Annotated in this window: 19 protein-coding genes; 1 reads left to right on the top strand and 18 read right to left on the bottom strand. The window is 60.7% G+C overall.

Features of this window, described 5'->3' with window-relative positions; genetic code table 11:
• Positions 1-4: 4 nt before the first annotated feature.
• Positions 5-826, top strand: coding sequence for a methyl-accepting chemotaxis protein (locus HX875_RS33080; protein WP_371318563.1), 822 nt, complete (start codon positions 5-7; stop codon positions 824-826).
• Between the two features lie 238 nt (positions 827-1064).
• On the opposite strand, the gene nuoN is transcribed toward HX875_RS33080, so the two are convergent.
• The 18 genes from nuoN to purB all read right to left on the bottom strand — a co-directional run bounded on the left by nuoN (position 1065) and on the right by purB (position 23028).
• The gene (gene nuoN / locus HX875_RS07440; RefSeq protein ID WP_017476148.1) at positions 1065-2528 is read right to left on the bottom strand and encodes an NADH-quinone oxidoreductase subunit NuoN; all 1464 of its coding nucleotides are present in this window, start codon (positions 2526-2528) and stop codon (positions 1065-1067) included.
• A 7-nt stretch (positions 2529-2535) separates the two neighbouring features.
• Complete coding sequence (nuoM, locus tag HX875_RS07435) at positions 2536-4068, bottom strand: NADH-quinone oxidoreductase subunit M (protein ID WP_017476147.1); 1533 nt, start codon at positions 4066-4068, stop codon at positions 2536-2538.
• Positions 4069-4123: 55 nt separating this feature from the next.
• On the bottom strand, positions 4124-5977 hold the full coding sequence (gene nuoL / locus HX875_RS07430) for an NADH-quinone oxidoreductase subunit L (protein ID WP_177042664.1): 1854 nt from the start codon (positions 5975-5977) through the stop codon (positions 4124-4126).
• Positions 5974-6282, bottom strand: coding sequence for an NADH-quinone oxidoreductase subunit NuoK (nuoK, locus tag HX875_RS07425; protein ID WP_003219560.1), 309 nt, complete (start codon positions 6280-6282; stop codon positions 5974-5976). Before nuoK ends, nuoL begins: the two co-directional genes overlap by 4 nt.
• 2 nt (positions 6283-6284) lie before the next feature.
• A complete protein-coding gene (nuoJ, locus tag HX875_RS07420) occupies positions 6285-6788 on the bottom strand; it encodes an NADH-quinone oxidoreductase subunit J (protein ID WP_003219561.1) in 504 nt (167 codons plus the stop codon).
• A 9-nt stretch (positions 6789-6797) separates the two neighbouring features.
• Positions 6798-7346: an NADH-quinone oxidoreductase subunit NuoI gene (gene nuoI / locus HX875_RS07415; RefSeq protein WP_003174725.1), complete on the bottom strand. Its 549-nt coding sequence runs from the start codon at positions 7344-7346 to the stop codon at positions 6798-6800.
• A gap of 11 nt (positions 7347-7357) precedes the next feature.
• Entirely contained in the window at positions 7358-8365 is a 1008-nt protein-coding gene (nuoH, locus tag HX875_RS07410; RefSeq protein ID WP_003219563.1) for an NADH-quinone oxidoreductase subunit NuoH, read from the bottom strand.
• Entirely contained in the window at positions 8362-11076 is a 2715-nt protein-coding gene (nuoG, locus tag HX875_RS07405; protein ID WP_177042663.1) for an NADH-quinone oxidoreductase subunit NuoG, read from the bottom strand. The genes nuoH and nuoG overlap by 4 nt, the downstream gene beginning before the upstream one ends.
• A 135-nt stretch (positions 11077-11211) precedes the next feature.
• Entirely contained in the window at positions 11212-12567 is a 1356-nt protein-coding gene (gene nuoF / locus HX875_RS07400) for an NADH-quinone oxidoreductase subunit NuoF (RefSeq protein ID WP_177042662.1), read from the bottom strand.
• A complete protein-coding gene (gene nuoE / locus HX875_RS07395; protein ID WP_003174721.1) occupies positions 12564-13061 on the bottom strand; it encodes an NADH-quinone oxidoreductase subunit NuoE in 498 nt (165 codons plus the stop codon). The genes nuoF and nuoE overlap by 4 nt, the downstream gene beginning before the upstream one ends.
• 2 nt (positions 13062-13063) lie before the next feature.
• Entirely contained in the window at positions 13064-14848 is a 1785-nt protein-coding gene (gene nuoC / locus HX875_RS07390) for an NADH-quinone oxidoreductase subunit C/D (protein ID WP_177042661.1), read from the bottom strand.
• 72 nt (positions 14849-14920) lie between these two features.
• Positions 14921-15595: a NuoB/complex I 20 kDa subunit family protein gene (locus HX875_RS07385; protein ID WP_003219572.1), complete on the bottom strand. Its 675-nt coding sequence runs from the start codon at positions 15593-15595 to the stop codon at positions 14921-14923.
• A 10-nt stretch (positions 15596-15605) separates the two neighbouring features.
• Positions 15606-16019 carry an NADH-quinone oxidoreductase subunit A gene (locus tag HX875_RS07380; RefSeq protein ID WP_003219575.1) on the bottom strand — a complete coding sequence of 138 codons (414 nt, stop codon included), beginning with the start codon at positions 16017-16019 and terminating at the stop codon, positions 15606-15608.
• Positions 16020-17212: 1193 nt separating this feature from the next.
• The gene (gene aceA / locus HX875_RS07375) at positions 17213-18538 is read right to left on the bottom strand and encodes an isocitrate lyase (RefSeq protein WP_003219577.1); all 1326 of its coding nucleotides are present in this window, start codon (positions 18536-18538) and stop codon (positions 17213-17215) included.
• A 493-nt stretch (positions 18539-19031) separates the two neighbouring features.
• Entirely contained in the window at positions 19032-19769 is a 738-nt protein-coding gene (locus tag HX875_RS07370) for a secretin N-terminal domain-containing protein (protein WP_177042660.1), read from the bottom strand.
• Positions 19770-19991: 222 nt separating this feature from the next.
• On the bottom strand, positions 19992-20414 hold the full coding sequence (locus HX875_RS07365) for a GNAT family N-acetyltransferase (RefSeq protein ID WP_017479509.1): 423 nt from the start codon (positions 20412-20414) through the stop codon (positions 19992-19994).
• Positions 20407-21573 (bottom strand): ribosomal protein uL16 3-hydroxylase, encoded by a 1167-nt coding sequence (locus HX875_RS07360; RefSeq protein ID WP_177042659.1) that lies wholly within the window; start codon positions 21571-21573, stop codon positions 20407-20409. The genes HX875_RS07365 and HX875_RS07360 overlap by 8 nt, the downstream gene beginning before the upstream one ends.
• An 84-nt stretch (positions 21574-21657) precedes the next feature.
• A complete protein-coding gene (gene purB, locus HX875_RS07355) occupies positions 21658-23028 on the bottom strand; it encodes an adenylosuccinate lyase (RefSeq protein WP_177042658.1) in 1371 nt (456 codons plus the stop codon).
• Positions 23029-23061: the final 33 nt, after the last annotated feature.

Here is a 23061-nt window from a genome sequence, read left to right as displayed (position 1 = left end):
CGAAATGACCTCCCAGCTTACCGGCCTGGTGAGCCAGGTCGCCGAGCAAGCCAGCCGCTCGGAAAAAGCCATGGAGCGCCAGCGCCACGAAACGGACCAGGTGGCCACCGCGATCAACGAAATGTCGTCTGCCGCCCATGAAGTGGCCCGCAGCGCCCAAGGCGCCGCCGTGGCAGCGCAACAGACCGACGCCGAAGGCCAGGCTGCGAAAAAAGTCGTGGACGGCAGCATCGCGCAGATTCACGCGCTGGTGAACGACATCCGCACCAGCGGCGTGTCCCTGGACAGCTTGCAGCAGGACGTTTCCTCGATTGTCAGCGTGCTTGGCGTGATCCGCTCGATTGCCGAACAGACCAACTTGCTCGCCCTCAACGCCGCCATTGAAGCCGCGCGGGCAGGGGAGGCCGGTCGTGGGTTTGCCGTGGTCGCCGACGAAGTGCGGGCGTTGGCCAGCCGTACCCAGCAAAGTACCCAGGAAATCCAGGGCATGATCGACCGCCTGCAAAAAGGCACCGAAGCCGCCGTGGAATCCATGCGTCGCTCCAGCGAAGCCGGCGACGGCACCTCGGCCCAGGCCAACGAAGCGGGTGCCTCCCTGGACACCATGGCGCAGCTGATCGGCACCATCAACTCGATGAACGCGCAGATTGCCAGCGCGGCTGAAGAGCAAACCGCCGTAGCCGAAGAGATCAACCGCAGCGTGCATCAGATCGCGGTGGCGGTGGACAGCGTGGCGGATGAAACCCAACAGGGCGCCCAGACCTCCCGCAGCCTGGCGGACCTTGGGCAGCGGTTGGGGCAGTTGGTGGGGCAGTTCAGGATTTGATTGCAGATTTACCGCCACTGCTGAAGGTGTCGTAGCAGTTGTCGAGCTCAAGCGAGGCTACGTTGGCCACGCCGTCGTTATAGAGCCAGGCACAGATCAAGTTGAGCCGACGCAGCCTCGCTTGAGCTCGACAGCTGCTACGGGAGGCAAGCTTCTTCAACCTGACAAGATTATCTTCTCCAGAAACGCAAAACGGCGCCCGAAGGCGCCGTTTTGCTTACTGCGTTTAACTAAGCGATCAACCCGCCATCACCGCATGCTGCACCAGGGTGAGCAACGGTTGTGGGTACACACCCAGGAAGAACGCCAGCAGGGCGATTGCGAGCAGCATCACGCCGCCCGCTTTCTGTTCCCAGTGCAACTCGGCGTCTACACGGCGCAGGTTTGGTTCGATCAGGTACAGGGTCACCATCACGCGCAGGTAGTAGAAAACGCCGATGGCGCTGCCCAGTACCAGGGATGCAACCAACCACCATTCGTGGGCTTCAACACCAGTGGCCACGATGTAGAACTTGCCGATGAAGCCGGCGGTCAGCGGGATGCCGGCCAGGGACAACATCATCACGGTCAGTACGGCGGTCAGGTACGGACGGCGCCAGAACAGGCCACGGTATTCGTACAGGGCGTCAGCGTCACGGCCTTTGTAAGGCGAGGACATCAGGGTGATCACACCGAATGCACCCAGGCTTGTGATCACGTAGGTGACCAGGTACACGCCGATGGCTTCCATCGCCAGGCCCTTGCTTGCCACCAGGGCGATCAGCAGGTAACCGAAGTGCGCGATGGACGAATAACCCAGCAGACGCTTGAGGTTGTTCTGGGTCAGCGCCAGCAGGTTACCGAACAGGATCGAGGCGATCGCGATGATGGTCAGCACGTTGCTGAGTACACCGGTGTTGGCCGCAGGGGAGATCTGGAACAGACGCACCATCACCGCAAACACGGCGACTTTCGACGCGGTAGCCAGGAACGCGGCCACCGGCGCCGGGGCGCCTTCGTACACGTCCGGGGTCCACAGGTGGAACGGCACCAGCGACAGCTTGAACGCCAGGCCGATCAGCATCATGGCCAGGCCCAGCTGGGCGATTGGCGCAGGGCTGCCGGAGGCTGCCAGGGCGTGACCGATACCGCTGAAGCTCAGGCTGCCGGCTTCTGCGTAGAGCAGGGCCATACCGAACAACAGGAACGCGGAACCGGCGGCCGACAGCACCATGTACTTGATGCCGGCTTCCAGGGAGCGCTTGTTGAAGAAGGCATACGCCACCAGGCCGTAGACCGGGATCGACAGCAGTTCCAGGCCGATGAACAAGCCGGCCAGGTGCTGCGCGCTGACCAGCACGATACCGCCGGTCGCAGCCAGCAGGATCAGCAGGTACAGCTCTTCGCGGTTGCCCGGGTAACCCGTGCCGCCTTCGCCGAGGTAGGCGTGGGCGAGGGTGACGCAGGCCAGGGTGGCCACGAGGATCAACGCGATATACAGCAGCGCGAAGTCATCGACCATCAACAGCGGGGTGACTGCCAGCGGTGCGACCTTGAGTGCCGGGATAATCGACAGCAAGGCCAGGTTCAAACCTGCCACGGAAATCAGGAAGGTCTGTGAGTGGTTGCGGCGCCATGCGATCGCCAGCATCACCACCACAACGGTGAGGCTGGAGATCAGCAGCGGCGCAAGCGCGATAAAGTGTTGGATCGTGAATTCCATAGCGCTCTTACCGGGCCGAAGCGAGTTGAGTGAAGGCGGTGCTGAACCATTGCTGCACGCCATGCATCGTTGCGGCAGAGGTATCCAGGAACGGTTGCGGGTACACGCCGATGAACACCAGCAGTACCGCAAGGCCGAGCACCATGATCAGTTCGCGACCGTCCATGCCGTGCAACACGGTGTCGGACTTGGCCGGGCCGAAGTACGCGCGGTGGATCATGATCAGTGAGTAGACCGAACCGAACACCAGGCCGGAGGTAGCGATAGCACTGATCCACGGTGTATGCACGAAGGCACCCATCAGGATCAGGAACTCGCCGATGAAGTTACCGGTACCCGGCAAGCCCAGGGAGGCGGCGGCGAAGAACAGGCTGATGGCCGGCAGGTAGGCGATACGCGACCACACGCCACCCATCTCACGCATGTCACGGGTGTGCAGGCGCTCGTACAGCTGGCCACTGAGGATAAACAGTGCCGCAGCCGACACACCGTGAGCCAGCATCTGGATCACCGCGCCTTGCAGTGCCAGTTGGCTGCCGGAATAGATGCCGATCAGTACGAAGCCCATGTGGGAAACGGACGAGAAGGCAATCAGACGCTTGATGTCGGTTTGGGCGAAGGCCAGGAACGCACCGTAGAAGATCCCGATCAGACCGAGGGTCATGGCGATCGGCGCAAACTCGGCCGAAGCGTTCGGGAACAGCGGCAGAGCGAAACGCAGCAGGCCGTAGGCCGCAGTCTTCAACAGGATACCGGCCAGGTCAACGGAACCTGCGGTCGGCGCCTGGGCGTGAGCGTCAGGCAACCAGGAGTGGAACGGCACCACCGGCAGCTTCACCGCGAACGCGATGAAGAAGCCCAGCATCAGGATGTACTCGGTGGTCAGGGACATCTTGGTTTTCAACAGGTCGGCGTAGTTGAACGTGATCACGCCCGTGCTGTTGAAGTTGACCAGTACCAGGCCCAGGATCGCCACCAACATGATCAGGCCGGAAGCCTGGGTGAAGATGAAGAACTTGGTCGCCGCGTAGATCCGGGTTTTCTTGCCGTCCGAAGAACTGTGACCCCAGAGCGCGATGAGGAAGTACATCGGCACCAGCATCATTTCCCAGAAGAAGAAGAACATGAACAGGTCGAGGGCGAGGAACACGCCGACAACGCCGCCCAGGATCCACATCAGGTTCAGGTGGAAGAAGCCCACGTGACGCTGGATCTCTTTCCAGGAGCAGAGTACCGAGAGGATACCCAGCAGGCCGGTCAGCAGGATCATCAACAGCGACAGGCCGTCGAGGGCCAGGTGCACGTTGATGCCGAAGCGCTGGATCCACACGTGCTTGAATTCAAGCGCGAAGGTCGGATCGACACCCGGTGCCGGAGCAAATGAATAGTCACCGTGGGCCCACAGCCAGAGGCCGAGCGCGAGTTCCAGGGACATGGTCAGCAACGCAATCCAGCGGGGGAGGGTGGCGCCGAAGCGTTCACCCATCCAGCAGAGCAGGCCGCCGATAAAGGGGATCAGGATTAGCCAGGGCAGAATCATGACGGGCTCGTTTCCTTTCGCAAGTTCGCAAAGTTCGCAATGTACTTAGACATGGTCAGACCGCCACCACGATGATGGCGCCGATTACCAGCACGGCACCGGCCGCCATGGAAGCTGCATACCAGCGCAATTGACCGGTCTCGCTACGGCTCAGGGCGGTGTGACCGGCCTTCGCGGCACGCGGGATCAAACCGATGGTCTGGTCGAGCGGGTCTTTGCGCAGTACGTGGCTGATGGCGAGGTAAGGCTTGACGAACAGTTTGTCGTAGATCCAGTCGAAGCCCCAGGCAGCGAACCACCAGGCCGAAAGGAAGCGGCCAATGCCACTGTTGGCGATGGCGGTGACGAAGCGGCGCTTGCCGAGGAACAGCAGGGCCGCCAGCAGGATACCGGCGATAGCGATGGCACCCGAGGCGATTTCCAGGCTGTGCTTGGCGGCGCCACCGGCATGGCCGGCGCTTTCCGGCAGTACACCGGCCAGAGGCGGGGTGATCATGGCGCCGACGAAGGTCGACAGGATGATCAGCACCGACAGTGGCAGCCAGTGGGAAATGCCGTGGCCTGCATGGGCTTCAGTCTTGGCTTCACCGTGGAACGTGATGAAGATCAGGCGGAAGGTGTACAGCGAGGTCATGAACGCACCCACCAGGCCGGCGTACAGCAGGCCGTGGTTACCGCTGGCAAAGGCTTCCCAGAGGATTTCGTCTTTCGAGTAGAAACCAGCGGTCACCAGTGGCAGGGCCGACAGGGCCGCACCGCCGACGATGAAGCTGGCGTAGGCCAGCGGCAGTTTCTTCCACAGGCCGCCCATCTTGAAGATGTTCTGCTCGTGGTGGCAGGCAACGATCACCGCACCGGAAGCAAGGAACAGCAGGGCCTTGAAGAAGGCGTGGGTCATCAGGTGGAAGATCGCGCCGTCCCAGGCGCCAACGCCCAGGGCCAGGAACATGTAGCCGATCTGGCTCATGGTCGAGTAGGCGAGGATACGCTTGATGTCGGTCTGAACCAGAGCAGCAAAACCTGCCAGTACCAGGGTCACGCCACCCACCAGGCCTACCAGATGCAGAATCTCCGGCGCCAGGGTGAACAGGCCGTGGGTACGGGCAATCAGGTAGACACCGGCGGTTACCATGGTTGCGGCGTGGATCAGTGCCGAAACCGGGGTAGGACCGGCCATTGCGTCAGCCAGCCAGGTTTGCAGCGGCAGTTGTGCGGATTTACCCACAGCGCCACCCAGCAGCATCAGGGTCGCCAGGGTGATCCAGAAGTCGCCGACCTGGAATTTCTGCGGTGCCAGCACCAGCAGTTCCTGGATGTTCAGCGTGCCCACTTGTTGGAACAGGATGAACAGGCCGATGGCCATGAACACGTCGCCGATCCGGGTCACGATAAAGGCTTTGAGTGCGGCGTTACCGTTGTTGCGGTTGCTGTAGTAGAAACCGATCAACAGGTACGAGCACAGGCCCACGCCTTCCCAGCCGAAGTACAGGAACAACAGGTTATCGCCCAGCACCAGGAACAGCATGCTGGAGATAAACAGGTTGGTGTAGGCGAAGAAGCGCGAGTAACCGGCTTCACCGCGCATGTACCAGGACGCGAACAGGTGGATCAGGAAGCCTACACCGACGACCACGCCAAGCATGGTGATCGACAGGCCGTCGACGTAGAGGGCGAAGTTGGGCTTGAAGCCCTCCACCGACATCCACTGCCACAGCACCAGGGTGTAGTGGCCGCCTTCCGGCGGCGCGACGTTGAATTGCCAGATGACGTAGGCGGCGACAATCGCCGACAGGCCAATGGAACCCACGCCGACCAAGGCCGAGAGGTTTTCCGACCAGCGTCCACGGGAGAACGACAGCAGCAGGAAACCGATCAGGGGAAATACGAAAGTCAGAAAGATCATGTTCATCCGCGCATCTCACTGGCAGCGTCGATATCAAGCGTGTGGAAGCGACGATACAGTTGCAGCAGGATCGCCAGGCCAATACTGGCCTCGGCGGCTGCCAGGCTGATCACCAGGATGAACATCACTTGTCCATCCGGCTGGCCCCAACGGCTACCGGCCACGATGAACGCGAGTGCCGCGGCGTTCATCATGATTTCCAGGCTCATCAACACGAACAGAATGTTGCGGCGAACCATCAGGCCGACCAGGCCAAGGCAGAACAGGATGCCGGCGACCGCCAGACCATGCTCCAAAGGGATAGCAGGCATCGTCATTGCTCCTTGGCTTCGTTGCGGCCCAAGTGGAAGGCGGTGATGGCTGCGGCGAGCAGCAGCATCGAAGCCAGTTCGACCACCAGCAGATACGGGCCGAACAGGCTGATGCCCACGGCTTTCGCGTCTACGGTGGTGTGGCCGATGGCCTGGCCGCTCTGGTGAGCGAACAGCACATACAGCAGTTCACCCAGCAGCAGGGCTGCGAGGATCACCGGGCCGAGCCAGATGCCGGGCTTGAGCCAGACGCGTTCCTGGGCGACCGAGGCCGGCCCCAGGTTGAGCATCATCACCACAAACACGAACAGCACCATGATGGCGCCGGCGTAGGCGATCACTTCCAGCACACCGGCGAACGGTGCGCCGAGGCTGAAGAAGGTCATGGCCACGGCGATCAGCGAAATGATCAGGTAGAGCAGGGCGTGCACGGGGTTAGTGTTGGTGATCACGCGAAGCGTGGACACCACTGCAATACCCGATGCGAAATAGAAAGCGAATTCCATCTTTCTTCCTTAAGGCAGCAAGCTCTTCACGTTGATCGGCTCGGCTTCGTTTTGTGCGGCGCCTTTCGGCTTACCGGCAACGGCCATACCTGCAACACGATAGAAGTTGTAATCAGGGTTTTTACCGGGACCAGAGATCAGCAGATCTTCTTTCTCGTACACCAGGTCCTGACGTTTGAACTCGGCCATCTCGAAATCCGGTGTCAGCTGGATCGCGGTGGTCGGGCAAGCTTCCTCGCAGAGGCCGCAGAAAATGCAGCGCGAGAAGTTGATGCGGAAGAAGTCCGGGTACCAGCGACCGTCTTCGGTTTCAGCTTTCTGCAGCGAGATGCAACCCACCGGGCACGCCACGGCGCACAGGTTACAGGCCACGCAGCGCTCTTCGCCGTCGGGGTCGCGGGTCAGGACAATGCGGCCGCGATAACGCGGCGGCAGGTACACCGCTTCTTCCGGGTATTGCAGGGTGTCGCGTTTGCGAAAGCCGTGACCGAACACCATCACCAGGCTTCGCAACTGGGTACCGGTACCCTTAACGATGTCGCCAATATATTTGAACATGGGTCAAATCCTCACTGAACCGCGCCCGCTGGCGTGTTCAACAACACAACGGCAGCAGTCACCAGCAAATTGATCAGGGTCAGCGGCAGGCAGAAACGCCAGCTGAAATCCATCACCTGGTCATACCGTGGACGCGGGATGGAAGCGCGCAGCAGGATGAACAACATGATGAAGAACGCGGTCTTCAGGAAGAACCAGAAGAACGCCAACTGCGGCAGGATGCCGAACGGACCGTGCCAGCCGCCGAAGAACAGCGTGACCAGCAGGGCCGAGATCAAGATGATGCCGATGTACTCACCCACGAAGAACATGCCCCACTTCATGCCGGCGTATTCAATGTGGTAACCGTCGGCCAGTTCCTGTTCCGCTTCCGGCTGGTCGAACGGGTGACGGTGAGTCACGGCGACGCCAGCGATGAAGAAGGTACAGAAGCCGAAGAACTGCGGAATGATGAACCACAGGTTCTGCGCCTGGTACTCGACGATGTCGCGCATGTTGAACGAGCCCACCTGCACCACGATGCCCATCAGCGCGAGGCCCATGAACACTTCGTAGGACACGGTCTGGGCCGAGGCCCGCAAGCTGCCCAGCAGGGCGAACTTGTTGTTGCTCGACCAACCGGCGAACAGCACCGCGTAGACCGACAAGCCGGCCATGGCGAAGAAGAACAGCAAGCCGATGTTCAGGTCCGCCACGCCCCAGGTCGGGGTGATCGGGATGATTGCGAAGGCAATCAGCAAGGCGCTCATGGCCACGACCGGTGCCAGGGTGAAGATCACCTTGTCGGCAAACGGCGGCGTCCAGTCTTCCTTGAAGAACATTTTCAGCATGTCGGCGGCGATCTGGAACATACCAAACGGGCCAACGCGGTTCGGACCGTAACGGTCCTGCCACCAGCCCAGCAGGCGACGTTCGACGAAGCTGAGCAAGGCGCCCGCCACGACCACGGCCAACAGGATCACGATGGCCTTGACCACCGCGATGATCACGTCGATCACTTCAGGGGTGAACCAGGTCATTGAGCTGCCTCCTGCAGACCGTCAACGGTAAGACCAAAGATCGCCGGAGGAATCCCCGCGAGGCCTTTTGGCAATGCAACCAGGCCAGCACCCAACTCTTCGTTGATGCGCAGCGGCAGACGCAGGGTCTTGCCGGCAACGTTCAAGCTGAGCAGGGCACCGTCGTTGACGCCCAGGCGGTCGGCTTCGGACTTGGCTACGGACACGTAGGCGGCCGGAATGCGCTCTTGTACCGGCGCGGCTTTGGAAGAGGTTTCTTCACTGCCGAACAGGTGGAAGAACGGCACAACCTGCCAGGTACCCTGGGCCGGGTTGAACGGACGCGGAACGCTGGCGAACCAGTTCAGCGAGTCACCGGCGCTTTCGATCAGGCGGGTGCCCGGGTCTCCAGCACGGATGTGACCACCGACTTCGTCCTGGAACTTGTTCCAGGCTTGCGGCGAGTTCCAGCCCGGCGACCAGGCGAAAGGCACCTGCTGACGTGGCTCGACCGAACCCGAGTAACCTTCCATGGAGAAGGCGAACGCGGTGTCGTTGTCTTGCGGCGTACGTGGTTCATGCACGCTGATGTCAGCCCGCATGGCGGTACGGCCGGAGTAACGCAGCGGTTCACGGGCCAGTTTCATGCCCTTGATGCGGAACGCGGCGGACGGTGCAGCGTCGACGATACGGGCCAGTTGCGGTGCAGCGGCGGCTGCGGCAGCGGTCACGTGGTCGAGTTGGGTCCAGTCGATCGGCTGGTTCAGCAGGGTAGCGCGCAGGGCATGCAGCCAGCGCCAGCCTTCGTGAACCAGGATGCTGGCGTCCATGTACTTCGGATCGAACACCTGGAAGAAGCGCTGGGCGCGGCCTTCCTGGCTGACCAGAGTGCCGTCGCCTTCAGCAAAGCTGGCGGCTGGCAGTACCAGGTGGGCGCGGTCGCTGGTGGCGGTTTTCTGGTGATCGGCAACGATCAGCACTTTGGCCGCGTTCAGCGCTGCGTCGACCTTGGCCGAATCCGTGCGGGTGTACAGGTCGTTTTCCAGTACCACGATGGCATCGGCGCTGCCGTCGGTCACGGCTTGCAACGCCGCGTCCAGGGACTCGCCACCGAGCATGGCCAGGCCGAGGCTGTTGGCTTCCGGCACGATCAGGCTGATGGAACCGTTCTTCTCGCGCAGCTTCAAGGCCTTGGCGATGTTGGCAGCGGCTTCGATCAGCGCCTTGGAACCCAACGAGGTACCGGCAATGATCAATGGGCGCTTGGCGGCCAGCAGTGCGTCGGCGATGCGTTTGGCCAGTTCAACGGCTTCAGCGTCCAGGCCTTCAACGGCAGGTGCGCTGGCGTCGAGGGCGTGGGCCACGGCGAAACCGATGCGGGCCAGGTCGTCGGGCGCGGCGTGTACGCATTCTTCGGCGATGTCGTCGAGCTTGGTTTCAGCCAGGGATGCAATGAACAGTGGGTTCAGCGCGTGCTGGCCGATGTTTTTCACCGCCGCGTCGAGCCAGGGCTGGACGCGCATGGCGTCGGCCATGTCTTCGGCCTTGCCTTTCACCGACTGGCGCAGGGACAGGGCCACGCGGGCAGCTGTTTGGGTCAGGTCTTCACCGAGGACGAAGATCGCGTCGTGGTCTTCGATGTCGCGCATGTTCGGAACCGGCAGCGGGCTGTCGTTCAGAACTTGCAGTACCAGGCGGATACGCTCCAGTTCACCGGCTTCGATACCCGAGTAGAAGTGCTCGGCACCCACCAGCTCGCGCAACGCATAGTTGCTTTCGAGGCTGGCGCGGGGCGAACCGATACCGACGATGTTGCGACCGCGCAGCAGGTCAGCGGCTTTATCCAGCGCTTCGTCGAGGCTCAGCTTGGCGCCGTCGGCCAGCAGTGGCTGACGCGGGCGGTCTTCGCGGTTGACGTAGCCGTAGCCGAAACGGCCACGGTCGCACAGGAAGTACTGGTTGACCGAACCGTTGAAGCGGTTTTCGATGCGACGCAGTTCGCCATAGCGCTCGCCCGGGGAGATGTTGCAACCGCTGGAGCAGCCATGGCAGATGCTCGGCGAGAACTGCATGTCCCACTTACGGTTGTAGCGCTCGGAGTGAGTCTTGTCGGTGAATACACCGGTCGGGCAGACCTCGGTGAGGTTGCCCGAGAACTCGCTTTCGAGGGTGCCGTCTTCAACGCGACCGAAGTACACGTTGTCGTGGGCGCCGAACACGCCGAGGTCGGTGCCGCCGGCGTAATCCTTATAGAAGCGCACGCAGCGGTAGCAAGCGATGCAGCGGTTCATCTCGTGGGAAATGAACGGGCCCAGTTGCTGGTTCTGGTGGGTGCGCTTGGTGAAGCGATACCGGCGCTCGTTGTGGCCGGTCATCACGGTCATGTCTTGCAGGTGGCAGTGGCCGCCTTCCTCACACACTGGGCAGTCGTGCGGGTGGTTGGTCATCAGCCATTCGACGACGCTGGCGCGAAACACTTTCGCTTCTTCGTCTTCGATGGAGATCCAGCTGCCGTCGGTGGCAGGGGTCATGCAGGACATCACGATACGACCACGGGTGTCGTTCTCGTCGGTGTACTGCTTGACCGCGCACTGGCGGCAAGCGCCAACGCTGCCAAGGGCGGGGTGCCAGCAGAAATATGGAATGTCGAGGCCTAGCGACAGACACGCCTGTAACAGGTTGTCTGCCCCATCGACTTCGAGCTCTTTGCCGTCTACGTGGATAGTGGCCATGGTTCAAAGTTCTTCGTTGGCCCGGTGTCAGCGGGCGTGGCTAATGGAATCTTGTTATTCATGTGCATCAACACAGCCTTGAAGGCGTCAGCACATGAGAAAGCGAAGGGCACTGACCCTTCGCCTTTTTAAGCGTTACGCGCCGACTACAATCGGCCTTGCCAGAGGCGGGACGGCGGCGCTTTTGGGCGCGATGCCGGCTTCGAACTCCGAGCGGAAGTATTTGATCGCGCTGCCCAATGGCTCCACGGCGCCCGGTGCGTGAGCACAGAAGGTCTTGCCTGGGCCGAGGAAGCCGACCAGACCCAGCAGGGTCTCGATATCGCCGGGCTGGCCTTCGCCTTTCTCGATGGCCATCAAGAGCTTGACGCTCCATGGCAAACCATCGCGGCACGGGGTGCAGAAACCACAGGATTCGCGGGAGAAGAACTGCTCCATGTTGCGCAGCAACGACACCATGTTCACGGTGTTGTCCACGGCCATGGCCAGGCCGGTACCCATACGGGTGCCCACCTTGCCGATGCCGCCGGCGTACATTTGTGCGTCCAGGTGCTCAGGCAGCAGGAAGCCGGTACCGGCGCCGCCTGGCTGCCAGGCCTTGAGGGTGTAACCGTCGCGCATGCCGCCGGCGTAGTCCTCGAACAGTTCGCGTGCGGTCACGCCGAAAGGCAGTTCCCACAGGCCCGGGTTCTTGACCTTGCCGGAGAAGCCCATGAGCTTGGTACCCATATCCTCGCTGCCGACCCGGGCCAACGATTTGTACCACTCCACGCCGTCGCCGATGATCGCCGGCACGTTGCACAGGGTTTCAACGTTGTTCACGCACGTCGGCTTGCCCCACACGCCAACGGCGGCAGGGAAGGGCGGCTTGGAGCGCGGGTTGGCGCGGCGGCCTTCGAGGGAGTTGATCAGTGCGGTTTCTTCACCGCAGATATAACGCCCGGCGCCGGTGTGCACGAACAGCTCGAAGTCAAAGCCCGAACCGAGGATGTTCTTGCCCAGCAGGCCAGCTGCCTTGGCTTCTTCCACGGCACGGTTCAGGTGCTTGGCGGCGGTGGTGTATTCGCCACGCAGGAAGATGTAGCCACGGTAGGTTTTCAGCGCGCGGGCACTGATCAGCATGCCTTCGATCAGCAGATGGGGCAGTTGCTCCATCAGCATGCGGTCTTTCCAGGTGTTCGGCTCCATTTCATCCGCGTTGCACAGCAGGTAGCGGATGTTGATGGATTCGTCTTTCGGCATCAGGCCCCACTTAACGCCAGTGGGGAAGCCTGCACCGCCGCGGCCTTTGAGGCCTGCGTCCTTGACGGTCTGGACGATGTCGTCCTGGGCCATGTCGGCAAAGGCTTTGCGCGCGGCCGCGTAACCGTTCTTGGCCTGGTACTCGTCAAGCCATACAGGCTCGCCGTCGTCACGCAGGCGCCAGGTCAGCGGGTGAGTCTCGGCCGACCGCTTGATGCGGTTGGCAGGACCGAAGGAAGTCAGGGTCATGGGTAGCCCTCGAGCAATTGGGTGACGCCAGCAGGCTGCACGTCGCCGAATGTGTCGTCGTCGATCATCAACGCCGGCGCCTTGTCACAGTTGCCCAGGCAGCACACCGGCAGCAGCGTGAAGCGGCCGTCCGGAGTGGTTTGGCCAAGGCCGATGCCCAGCTTGTTCTGGATCTCGCTGACCACGGACTCGTGGCCACCGATGTAGCAGACCATGCTGTCGCATACGCGAATGATGTGGCGGCCAACCGGCTGGCGGAAGATCTGGCTGTAGAACGTCGCCACGCCTTCAACATCGCTGGCAGGGATGCCCAGGATCTCGCCGATGGCGTAGAGGGCGCCGTCGGGCACCCAGCCACGTTCCTTCTGGACGATCTTCAAGGCTTCGATCGACGCCGCGCGCGGGTCTTCGTAGTGATGCAGCTCGTGCTCGATGGCCGAGCGCTCGGTTTCACTCAGGGTGAAACGGTCTGTCTGGATAAGCGTGCTATTCATGCTTAGCGGTCCACGTCGGCCATAACGAAATCGATACTACCCAGGTACGCAATCAAGTCCGCGACCATTTCACCTTTGATCACCGAAGGGATCTGCTGCAGGTGCGGGAAGCTTGGAGTACGAATCCGGGTGCGGTAGCTCATGGTGCCGCCATCGCTCGTCAGGTAATAACTGTTGATACCCTTGGTCGCTTCGATCATCTGGAAGGATTCGTTGGCCGGCATGACCGGGCCCCACGAAACTTGCAGGAAGTGCGTGATCAGGGTTTCGATGTGTTGCAGCGTGCGCTCTTTCGGCGGCGGCGTGGTCAGCGGGTGATCCGCCTTGTACGGGCCTTCCGGCATGTTGCGCATGCACTGTTCGATGATCTTCAGGCTCTGGCGCATTTCTTCGACGCGCACGATGCAGCGGTCGTAGGCATCGCCGTTCGCCGCCAGCGGGACTTCGAATTCGAAGTTCTCGTAGCCGGAGTACGGGCGTGCTTTACGCAGGTCGAAATCGCAGCCGGTGGAGCGCAGGCCAGCACCGGTGACGCCCCATTCCAGGGCCTCTTTGGTGTTGTACTGGGCGACGCCGATGGTCCGGCCCTTGAGGATGCTGTTGTCCAGGGCGGCTTTCTGGTACTCGTCCAGACGCTTGGGCATCCAGTCGATGAATTCCTTGACCAGGCGTTCCCAGCCACGCGGCAGGTCGTGCGCCACACCGCCGATGCGGTACCAGGCCGGGTGCAGGCGGAAGCCGGTGATGGCTTCGATGACCTTGTAGGCGCGCTGACGGTCGGTGAAGGTGAAGAACACCGGGGTCATGGCGCCGACGTCCTGGATATAGGTACCCAGGAACAGCAGGTGGCTGGTGATCCGGAAGAACTCGGCCATCATGATGCGGATGGTGTCGACCTTGTCCGGCACTTTGATACCGGCCAGCTTCTCGACCGAGAGCACGTACGGCAGGTTGTTCATCACACCGCCGAGGTAGTCGATACGGTCGGTGTACGGGATGAAGCTGTGCCACGACTGACGTTCGGCCATCTTCTCGGCACCACGGTGGTGGTAGCCGATGTCCGGTACGCAGTCGACGATTTCTTCGCCGTCCAGCTGCAGGATGATACGGAAGGCACCGTGAGCCGAAGGGTGGTTCGGGCCCAGGTTGAGGAACATGTAGTCCTCGTTGGTGCCGGAGCGTTTCATGCCCCAGTCTTCCGGACGGAAGCGCGCAGCCTCTTCTTCAAGCTGTTGCTTGGCGAGGGTCAGGCTGAATGGATCGAATTCGGTGGCGCGGGCAGGGAAGTCCTTGCGCAGCGGGTGACCTTCCCACGTTGGCGGCATCATGATGCGCGTCAGGTGCGGGTGGCCCGGGAAATCGATGCCGAACATGTCCCACACTTCACGCTCGTACCAGTTGGCGTTAGGCCAGATACCGGTCACGGTCGGAACGCTCAGGTCGCTCTCGGAGAGGGCTACCTTGATCATCACGTCGCTGTTACGTTCCAGCGACATCAGGTGGTAGAACACGGTGAAGTCGGCGCCGCTCGGCAGTCCCTGGCGCTTGGTGCGCAGGCGCTCGTCCACGCCATGCAGGTCATAGAGCATGACGTACGGCTTGGGCAGGTTGCGCAGGAAGCTCAGGACTTCGACGAGCCTGGCACGCGCCACCCACAGCACCGGCATGCCGGTGCGTGTGGCCTGGGCGGTGAAGGCGTCAGGGCCAAAACGGTTATTGAGTTCGACGACCACATCCTGGTCGTCTGCCTTATAAGGCGGGATGTACAGAGCACTGCCTGTAGTCATGGTTTTTTATCGCTTTCGGTCAACGTAAAGAATGAAGCCAGGTTTTCGTTCTATAAAAGAAGCGGTTCTGGATCAGACTTCGTCGGGGCTGCGCAGGTTGGTTACCTGAATACGCTGTTCGCGGCGCTGTTCCTTTTGTGACGGCATCTCGGCGCGGTATACGCCTTGATCTCCGACAACCCAGGAAAGTGGGCGACGCTCCTTGCCAATCGATTCCTGCAGCAGCATCAAGCCTTGCAGAAATGCTTCAGGGCGGGGCGGGCAGCCAGGCACGTAGACGTCCACGGGCAGGAACTTGTCCACCCCCTGAACTACGGAGTAGATGTCGTACATGCCACCGGAGTTGGCGCACGAACCCATGGAGATAACCCACTTTGGCTCGAGCATTTGCTCGTAGAGACGCTGAATGATCGGCGCCATCTTGATAAAGCAGGTACCGGCGATAACCATGAAATCCGCCTGACGCGGCGAGGCCCGGATAACTTCGGCGCCAAAGCGCGCGATGTCGTGGGGCGCCGTGAAGGCGGTGGTCATTTCCACGTAGCAGCACGAAAGACCGAAGTTGTACGGCCACAGGGAGTTTTTACGCCCCCAGTTGACCGCGCCACTCAGCACGTCTTCCAGCTTGCCCATGTAGATGTTTTTGTGGACTTGGTCTTCTAACGGATCGGAAACGGTTTCCCGTTCGCCGATGGGGTACTGCTCGTTAGGAGCATCCGGGTCGATCCTGGTGAGATTGTATTGCATCGCCAAAGCCTCATTGTTTCAGCTTCGCTTGCCGCTTGCGACGAGCTTCCGGAGCCCAGTCAAGGGCGCCCACTCGAAATAGGTAGACAAGGCCTGCCAACAGAATTGCTATGAAAACGAGGGCTTCGACGAATCCGGTCCAGCCGCTTTCGCGGACGGACACAGACCAGGCAAAGAGAAAAAGGGCTTCGATGTCGAAGATCACGAAGAGCATCGCGACCAGATAGAATTTGGCTGAGAGCCGCAAGCGGGCGCCACCTGTAGGTAGCATGCCGGACTCGAACGGTTCGTTTTTGCTGCGGCCCCAGGCTTTTGACCCGAGGAGGCTGGAGACGCCGAGCATGAAGGCGCAGAGGCCGACGACACCGAGGAGGAAAATGGCAAAGCCCCAGTTGTGGGCCATGAGTCCTGTCGCTTCGGTCATGCTGGAAATCCTTAACAGAGAGCAAAGGTCTCTGAGCTCGAAAAAGTAACGATGCAGTGACGATATGTCGCAGCGCAATCAATCGCGGTGATTTTATGGCTAAACACCGGGCAAGTAAAATTCCTATAGCGAAATTATTCGATGGAATAAGGGCATAGTGCACCTTCTTGGGGCTGTAGGCCTTGTAGGGCGGGCATTAGCGGGTATTTCACCAATTATGTTTTGTTTAAGCTGTAAAGAAGTTTTCATGCTCTAAATGATAATGAATATTGTTTGCGTGGGTTTTAAACAGCTGTTCGGGGTTTAACGGGGGAAGTTGCTGTTACTTGTGTGGGTGATGCTAGTTGGTAAAGCGGATCTTTTAACTGGTTTTGTAGGTGGGGGTACCGCTCTGGATCAATGTTTTGATCGAAAATGGGGGGTGGGAGGGGGTTGTGTACATATCCGTTGCTGCGGTAACGGCGGTTTATGGTTCCGCTCTTACAGCGGGTCACTTTTGGCAAACGCCCGGAATGCCGGCCCAGCCAAAAGTAACCAAAAGGTCTTTGCCCCACCACTCGGTGCTTCGCTTAGGCTCGGCATGCCGGAACGAAGGCCCGATTCCGCGGGCCGCCGCGACGGGCCATCCATGGCCCGGCGCGGCTAAATCGGCATCCCTGCCGATTTACCCGCTCCACCGTGCCTACTTGCGGCCATCGTGGTTAACGGGGCCCGCAGATCAAAAGCAAGATCAAGAGCACGGCGGCCTGAAAGCCGACCTGAGTGGTAGAAGCAAAGGCAAAAGCCGCTTTTCTGTAGGAGCTGGCTTGCCGGCGATGCGGACAACTCGGTCTTTCAGATACACCGAGGCGATGCCATCGCCGGCAAGCCAGCTCCTACAGTGGACCGTGCTCGCTTTAGATTTTGATTTTGCCTTTGCTTCACCACACTCAAGCCGGCCTGTAGGCCGCTGTGCTTTTGCTTTTGATCTGCTTTTGATCTTGATCTTAGGCGCCCCGCTTCGTGCTGCCTGCGTTCGGGCACACCGAGCCTAGGCGNNGTAAGAGCGGAACCAATAGCAGTCATTACCCAAATAATGGATATACACCCAATAACCGAGGCAAAAAAAACGCCCCGAACCAGTCGGGGCGTGATTGTCATGCGGCACTGCGGTTAGGTCTTCCTTGGGGCCGCAATGGCCGTGTACTCAGTACTTAGTGAAACTGCTCTTCTTCAGTCGACCCAGTCAGTGCAGTCACGGACGAGGTACCGCCCTGGATCACAGTGGTCATGTCGTCGAAGTAGCCAGTGCCCACTTCCTGCTGGTGCGCCACAAAGGTGTAACCCTTGGCAGCGTCAGCGAATTCCTGCTCCTGCAGCTTCACGTAGGCAGTCATGTCGTTGCGGGCGTAGTCGTGCGCCAGGTTGAACATGCTGTGCCACATGTTGTGAATGCCGGCCAGGGTGATGAACTGGTGCTTGTAGCCCATGGCCGACAGTTCGCGCTGGAACTTGGCGATGGTCGCGTCGTCCAGGTTCTTCTTCCAGTTGAAGGACGGCGAGCAGTTGTAGGACAGCAGTTGGTCCGGGTATTCCTTCTTGATCGCTTCGGCAAAGCGACGAGCTTCATCCAGGTCCGGCTTGGCAGTTTCGCACCAGATCAGGTCGGCGTACGGCGCGTAGGCCAGGCCGCGAGCGATCGCCTGGTCGAGACCGGCACGCACTTTATAGAAGCCTTCCTGGGTACGTTCGCCAGTCACGAACGGCTGGTCGTACGGGTCGCAATCCGAGGTCAGCAAGTCAGCCGCGTTGGCGTCGGTACGGGCCAGGATGATGGTCGGCGTACCGGCCACGTCAGCTGCCAGACGAGCAGCGGTCAGCTTCTGCACCGCTTCCTGGGTAGGCACCAGAACCTTGCCGCCCATGTGGCCGCATTTCTTCACTGACGCAAGCTGGTCTTCGAAGTGAACGCCGGCAGCGCCTGCCTCGATCATGCTCTTCATCAGCTCGTAGGCGTTCAGCACGCCGCCGAAACCGGCTTCAGCGTCTGCAACGATCGGTGCGAAGTAGTCGATGTAGCCTTCGTCGCCCGGGCCTTTACCGGCTTTCCACTGGATCTGGTCAGCGCGGCGGAACGAGTTGTTGATGCGCTTGACCACGGTTGGCACGGAGTCCACCGGGTACAGCGATTGGTCGGGGTACATGGATTCAGCGGAGTTGTTGTCCGCAGCCACTTGCCAGCCGGACAGGTAGATCGCCTGGATACCGGCTTTTACCTGTTGAACCGCTTGGCCGCCAGTAAGGGCGCCCATGCAGTTGACGAAATCTTTCTCGGGGCGGAAGGACGGCTTGGCACCCTGGGTGACCAGCTTCCACAGCTTCTCGGCGCCGAGTTTTGCAAAAGTGTGCTCAGGTTGAACCGAGCCACGCAGGCGGACGACGTCAGCAGCGGAATAAGCGCGGGTCACGCCTTTCCAGCGTGGGTTTTCAGCCCAGTCTTTTTCAAGGGCTGCAATTTGCTGTTCGCGTGTCAGTGCCATGGGGAAAAACCTCGTCGCATAGGTCTAGGTGGAAAATTCCATTTGCCAGCCACGTATCAGTGCGTGGTTATGGCTGCTCGCTGACCAGAAGCTTAGGCGGTCAAGTCAGGCTTGGCGGGGAAGGCGACGGGATGAACGATTGGATCAAGGGGGAGTTGAGCAGGTAAGGGCGAACTGCGAACGGTCTTCGGGCGTCGTGGGCCTTTGTACGATCCATCAGTGTGTTGCCGGGTTACCTGGGTAGCTTCCGTCCCTCGGGACAACTTCGTTCCAGTCGCAACCTCGTCAAACACACCTTGTGGGCGGTACAGACACGAATCGGCTCAGGTGGGTGGCTTTGAGCGACGATCCGAAGGCCCTTGCCAGGGCCCCTGATTAGCGGGAGCGAGGCCATCATGCCCATGCTTTTTTGGATCGTCAAATGTTTTGTAGTGCTTTTTTTAAAGCACTACATCTTTAGTCTAATACGACTCGTCAGTCAGTTTTTGGTGCTTCAGTTCAGGGTGTCGACTTTGACCCGTAAGCTCAGGTCATCACGGCCCTGAGTAGAGTAGCTGCGGGTTGTAGTGCTTTTTTCGGCCTGAGTCTGGCGATTGATACCGGCCAGGGTGATCCACTCGCCCAGGCGTCCGCTGACGGTTGTGTCGGTGCTTTGCACGTTCACTACATCGGGACGTTCCTGGCTCATGCGGTCACGATTGGTACTGATGCTCAGGTGAACGGTCTCACCGGTGACGCTCGCGGTGACGTAGAAGCCCTGGGTCACGTTGCGATACTGGGTCTGGTTTTGCGGGCGACCGTAGGCGTCGGGCTGGGTGGTGGTGAGCGGCACGCTCTGGCCGACCTGGATCAGCGCGGGCACACCTTCGCTGGCCTGGATCTGCTGGATCCCGCCGTCGCGGCTTTCAGTGCTGTAGGTGATCACCTGGGTTTGATTGTTGCCGTTGCTTTGCTGGTTGTTCTCGTTGGTGTCGACGGTGATCAGCAGGCGTTTGGACGGCGTATCCAGTTGCGAGAGCAGGGCACGCAGGCCCTGGATCTTGTCCGGCTCGGCATTCACGATCAGTTGGTTGCCGTAGGCGCTGACGGTGCCGTCCTTGCCGATGAAGTTCTGCGCCACCGGGAGCAGGTCGGCGCTGGTGCGGTTGCTCAGGGGCACCACTTCGGTGGCGGCCATCACCGAGAAGCTGATGGCCAGGAGCACAGTGGTGAGCAGGGTGCGTAGGGACATGTCCGTTATCTCTGCGAGTCATTTAGGCTAGATAGTGCCAGTTTGTCGGCTTTGTAGCCCGCAAGTTGAATTCTGGACGGCAAAAGGCCCTGGCATCGGTGGATGACAGGGCCTTTTGGGGTGTTGCTGATACCGCTATCGCAGGCAAGCCAGCTCCCACATTTGGAATGCATTCTCCTGTGGGAGCTGGCTTGCCTGCGATGGGAGCGACTCGGTCTAAAGTCAGCCCTCGCGCACCATATCAACATGAGGAATCCCGACTTCCAGGAACTCATCGCTGACAATCTTGAAGCCCAGGCGCTCATAAAACGGCGCTGCATGGACCTGTGCACTGAGGATCTGTCGGGTTTGGCCGCGTTTCTCGGCCTCGCCAATCACCGCTTCCATCAGCTTGTCGCCCACCTTCAGGCCGCGCCAGTCCTTGAGGACCGACACACGGCCGATCTCGCCCGTAGGCAGCAGGCGGGCGGTGCCGATGGGGAAGTCACCTTCGAACGCGAGAAAGTGCACGGCACCTGCGTCGTCAGCATCCCATTCCAGCTCCGGTGGAACCGATTGTTCAGCGATAAATACCGCTTCACGAATGCGCCGTATCTCGGCGATATCCTTTTGCCAGTCCGCGACACTTACGTGAATCTTATTCATCGGCAAACCCCAGGCTCCCTTGCTTGACCAGCTCCCACAGCAGGGCGCAGCCATCTTCATCCGCCAGCCATGGGCCGAGGTTGTCGATGTGCAGCGCGTCGGCGGCGCAAACCAGCTTCAACAGTTCCCGCAGCTTGCCCGGCAACAGGCGGCTCTGGCCGCTGGCGAACAGCAGCAGGTCGTCGTCCACTTCGGACCAGGCCAGGCGGGCGCTCGGGTTGCGGATCAGCACGGCGCCGCTTTCCAGGCTGCCCAGCAGGTCTTCTTCTTCCACTTCCGGGCCGGCGACCAGTTCCGGGTAGCGCGGCTCGGTCATGAACTGGCCGAACCAGGTCAGCAGCATGCGCTCGTCGCTCATGTGCTCGGCCAGCAGGCTTTTCAGGCGGTCGAGGGCGTCGCCCTGGATCTGGTGCGGGTCGCTGACCGGCTGGGCATCGGCGTCGGTGTAGCGCTCTTCGTCGGTCAGGTACTGGCTGAGGAAGTCGGTGAAGTGGGTCAGCACTTCAGCGGCGCTAGGCGCGCGGAAGCCTACGGAGTAGGTCATGCAATCATCGACGGCAACACCGCAGTGGGCCAGGCGCGGCGGCAGGTACAGCATGTCGCCCGGTTCCAGCACCCATTCGGCGGTCTCTTCGAATTCGGCGAGGATGCGCAAGTCCGCGTGTTGCAGCAGCGGGCTTTCGGAGTTGCACATCTGGCCGATCTTCCAGTTGCGTTTGCCGGAACCTTGCAGCAGGAACACGTCGTAGTTGTCGAAGTGCGGGCCTACGCTGCCACCCGGGGCGGCGTAGCTGATCATCACATCGTCGATGCGCCAGCTTGGCAGGAAACGAAAGTTTTCCAGCAACTCGGCCACTTCCGGCACGAACTGGTCGACGGCCTGCACCAGCAGGGTCCACTCACGCTCGGGCAGGGTGCTGAAGGCATCTTCGGCGAACGGGCCGCGACGCAGCTCCCACGGACGCTCGCCGTGTTCGATGATCAGGCGCGACTCGACTTCTTCTTCCAGCGCCAGGCCGGCCAGTTCGTCGGCGTCGATCGGGCTTTCGAAGTCAGGAATGGCCTGGCGGATCAGCAGCGGTTTTTTCTGCCAGTAGTCGCGCAGGAACTCGCGTGCCGTGATGCCGCCCAGAAGTTGAAGAGGAATATCAGGATTCATGTGTAACCTATTGAAAAAAAGCACTTTTCAGACGGGAATAAAAACGCCCGGCGCTGCCGGGCGTCTCAAAGGGTCAAGCAGCTGTCAGATGCGTTTGGCTTGGGCCACAGCGTTGCCGATGTAGTTGGCCGGGGTGAGCAGTTTCAGCTCAGCCTTGGCGGCGGCTGGCATGTCCAGGCCGTCGATGAAAGTTTGCAGCGCTTCAGAGGTGATGCCCTTGCCGCGGGTCAGCTCTTTGAGCTTCTCGTACGGGTTTTCGATGTTGTAGCGGCGCATCACGGTCTGGATCGGCTCGGCCAGGACTTCCCAGCAAGCGTCCAGGTCAGCGGCGATTTTCTGCGCGTTGAGCTCCAGTTTGCTGATGCCTTTGAGGCTGGCTTCGTACGCGATCACGCTGTGGGCAAAGCCCACGCCGAGGTTGCGCAGTACGGTGGAGTCGGTCAGGTCGCGCTGCCAGCGGGAGATCGGCAACTTGCTGGCCAGGTGCTGGAACAGGGCGTTGGCGATACCAAGGTTGCCTTCGGAGTTTTCGAAGTCGATCGGGTTGACCTTGTGCGGCATGGTCGACGAACCGATTTCACCGGCAATGGTGCGCTGCTTGAAGTAGCCCAGGGAGATGTAGCCCCAGATATCGCGATCGAAGTCGATCAGGATGGTGTTGAAGCGCGCAATCGCGTCGAACAGCTCGGCGATGTAGTCGTGGGGTTCGATCTGCGTGGTGTACGGGTTGAAGCCCAGGCCCAGCTCGTCTTCGATGAAGGCGCGGGCGTTTTCTTCCCAGTCGATCTCAGGGTAGGCCGACAGGTGAGCGTTGTAGTTGCCTACGGCGCCGTTGATCTTGCCCAGCAGCGGTACGGCAGCGACTTGAGCGATCTGACGCTCCAGGCGGTACACCACGTTGGCCAGTTCTTTACCCAGGGTGGTCGGCGAAGCCGGCTGGCCGTGGGTGCGCGACAGCATCGGCACATCGGCGAAACGGATCGCCAGTTCGCGGATGGCGTCGGCGGTCTGGCGCATCAGGGGCAGCATCACGTCATCACGGCCTTCGCGCAGCATCAGGGCGTGGGACAGGTTGTTGATGTCCTCGCTGGTGCAGGCAAAGTGGATGAACTCGCTGACCTTGGCCAGTTCCGGCAGCTTGGCCGCTTGCTCTTTGAGCAGGTATTCGATGGCTTTTACGTCGTGGTTGGTGGTGCGCTCGATCTCTTTCACACGCTCGGCGTGCTCCAGAGCGAAGTTTTCCGCCAGGGCGTTCAGCACTGCGTTGGCTTCGGCGGAGAACGCCGGCACTTCGCTGATTGCAGGGTGAGCGGCCAGGCGCTGGAGCCAGCGCACTTCAACCAGAACACGAGCACGGATCAAGCCGTATTCGCTGAAAATAGGGCGCAGGGCCTGGGTTTTGCCGGCGTAGCGGCCGTCAACAGGGGAAACCGCAGTGAGCGAAGAAAGCTGCATGGGGTGTTCTCGGACAGTCGGGCAACGAAATGG

Origin of the sequence: Pseudomonas yamanorum, assembly GCF_013386765.1 — a bacterium.
Classification (GTDB): domain Bacteria; phylum Pseudomonadota; class Gammaproteobacteria; order Pseudomonadales; family Pseudomonadaceae; genus Aquipseudomonas; species Aquipseudomonas yamanorum_A.
Note: the sequence above shows the minus strand (reverse complement) of the source record. Positions and strands in the feature narration are given on the sequence as shown.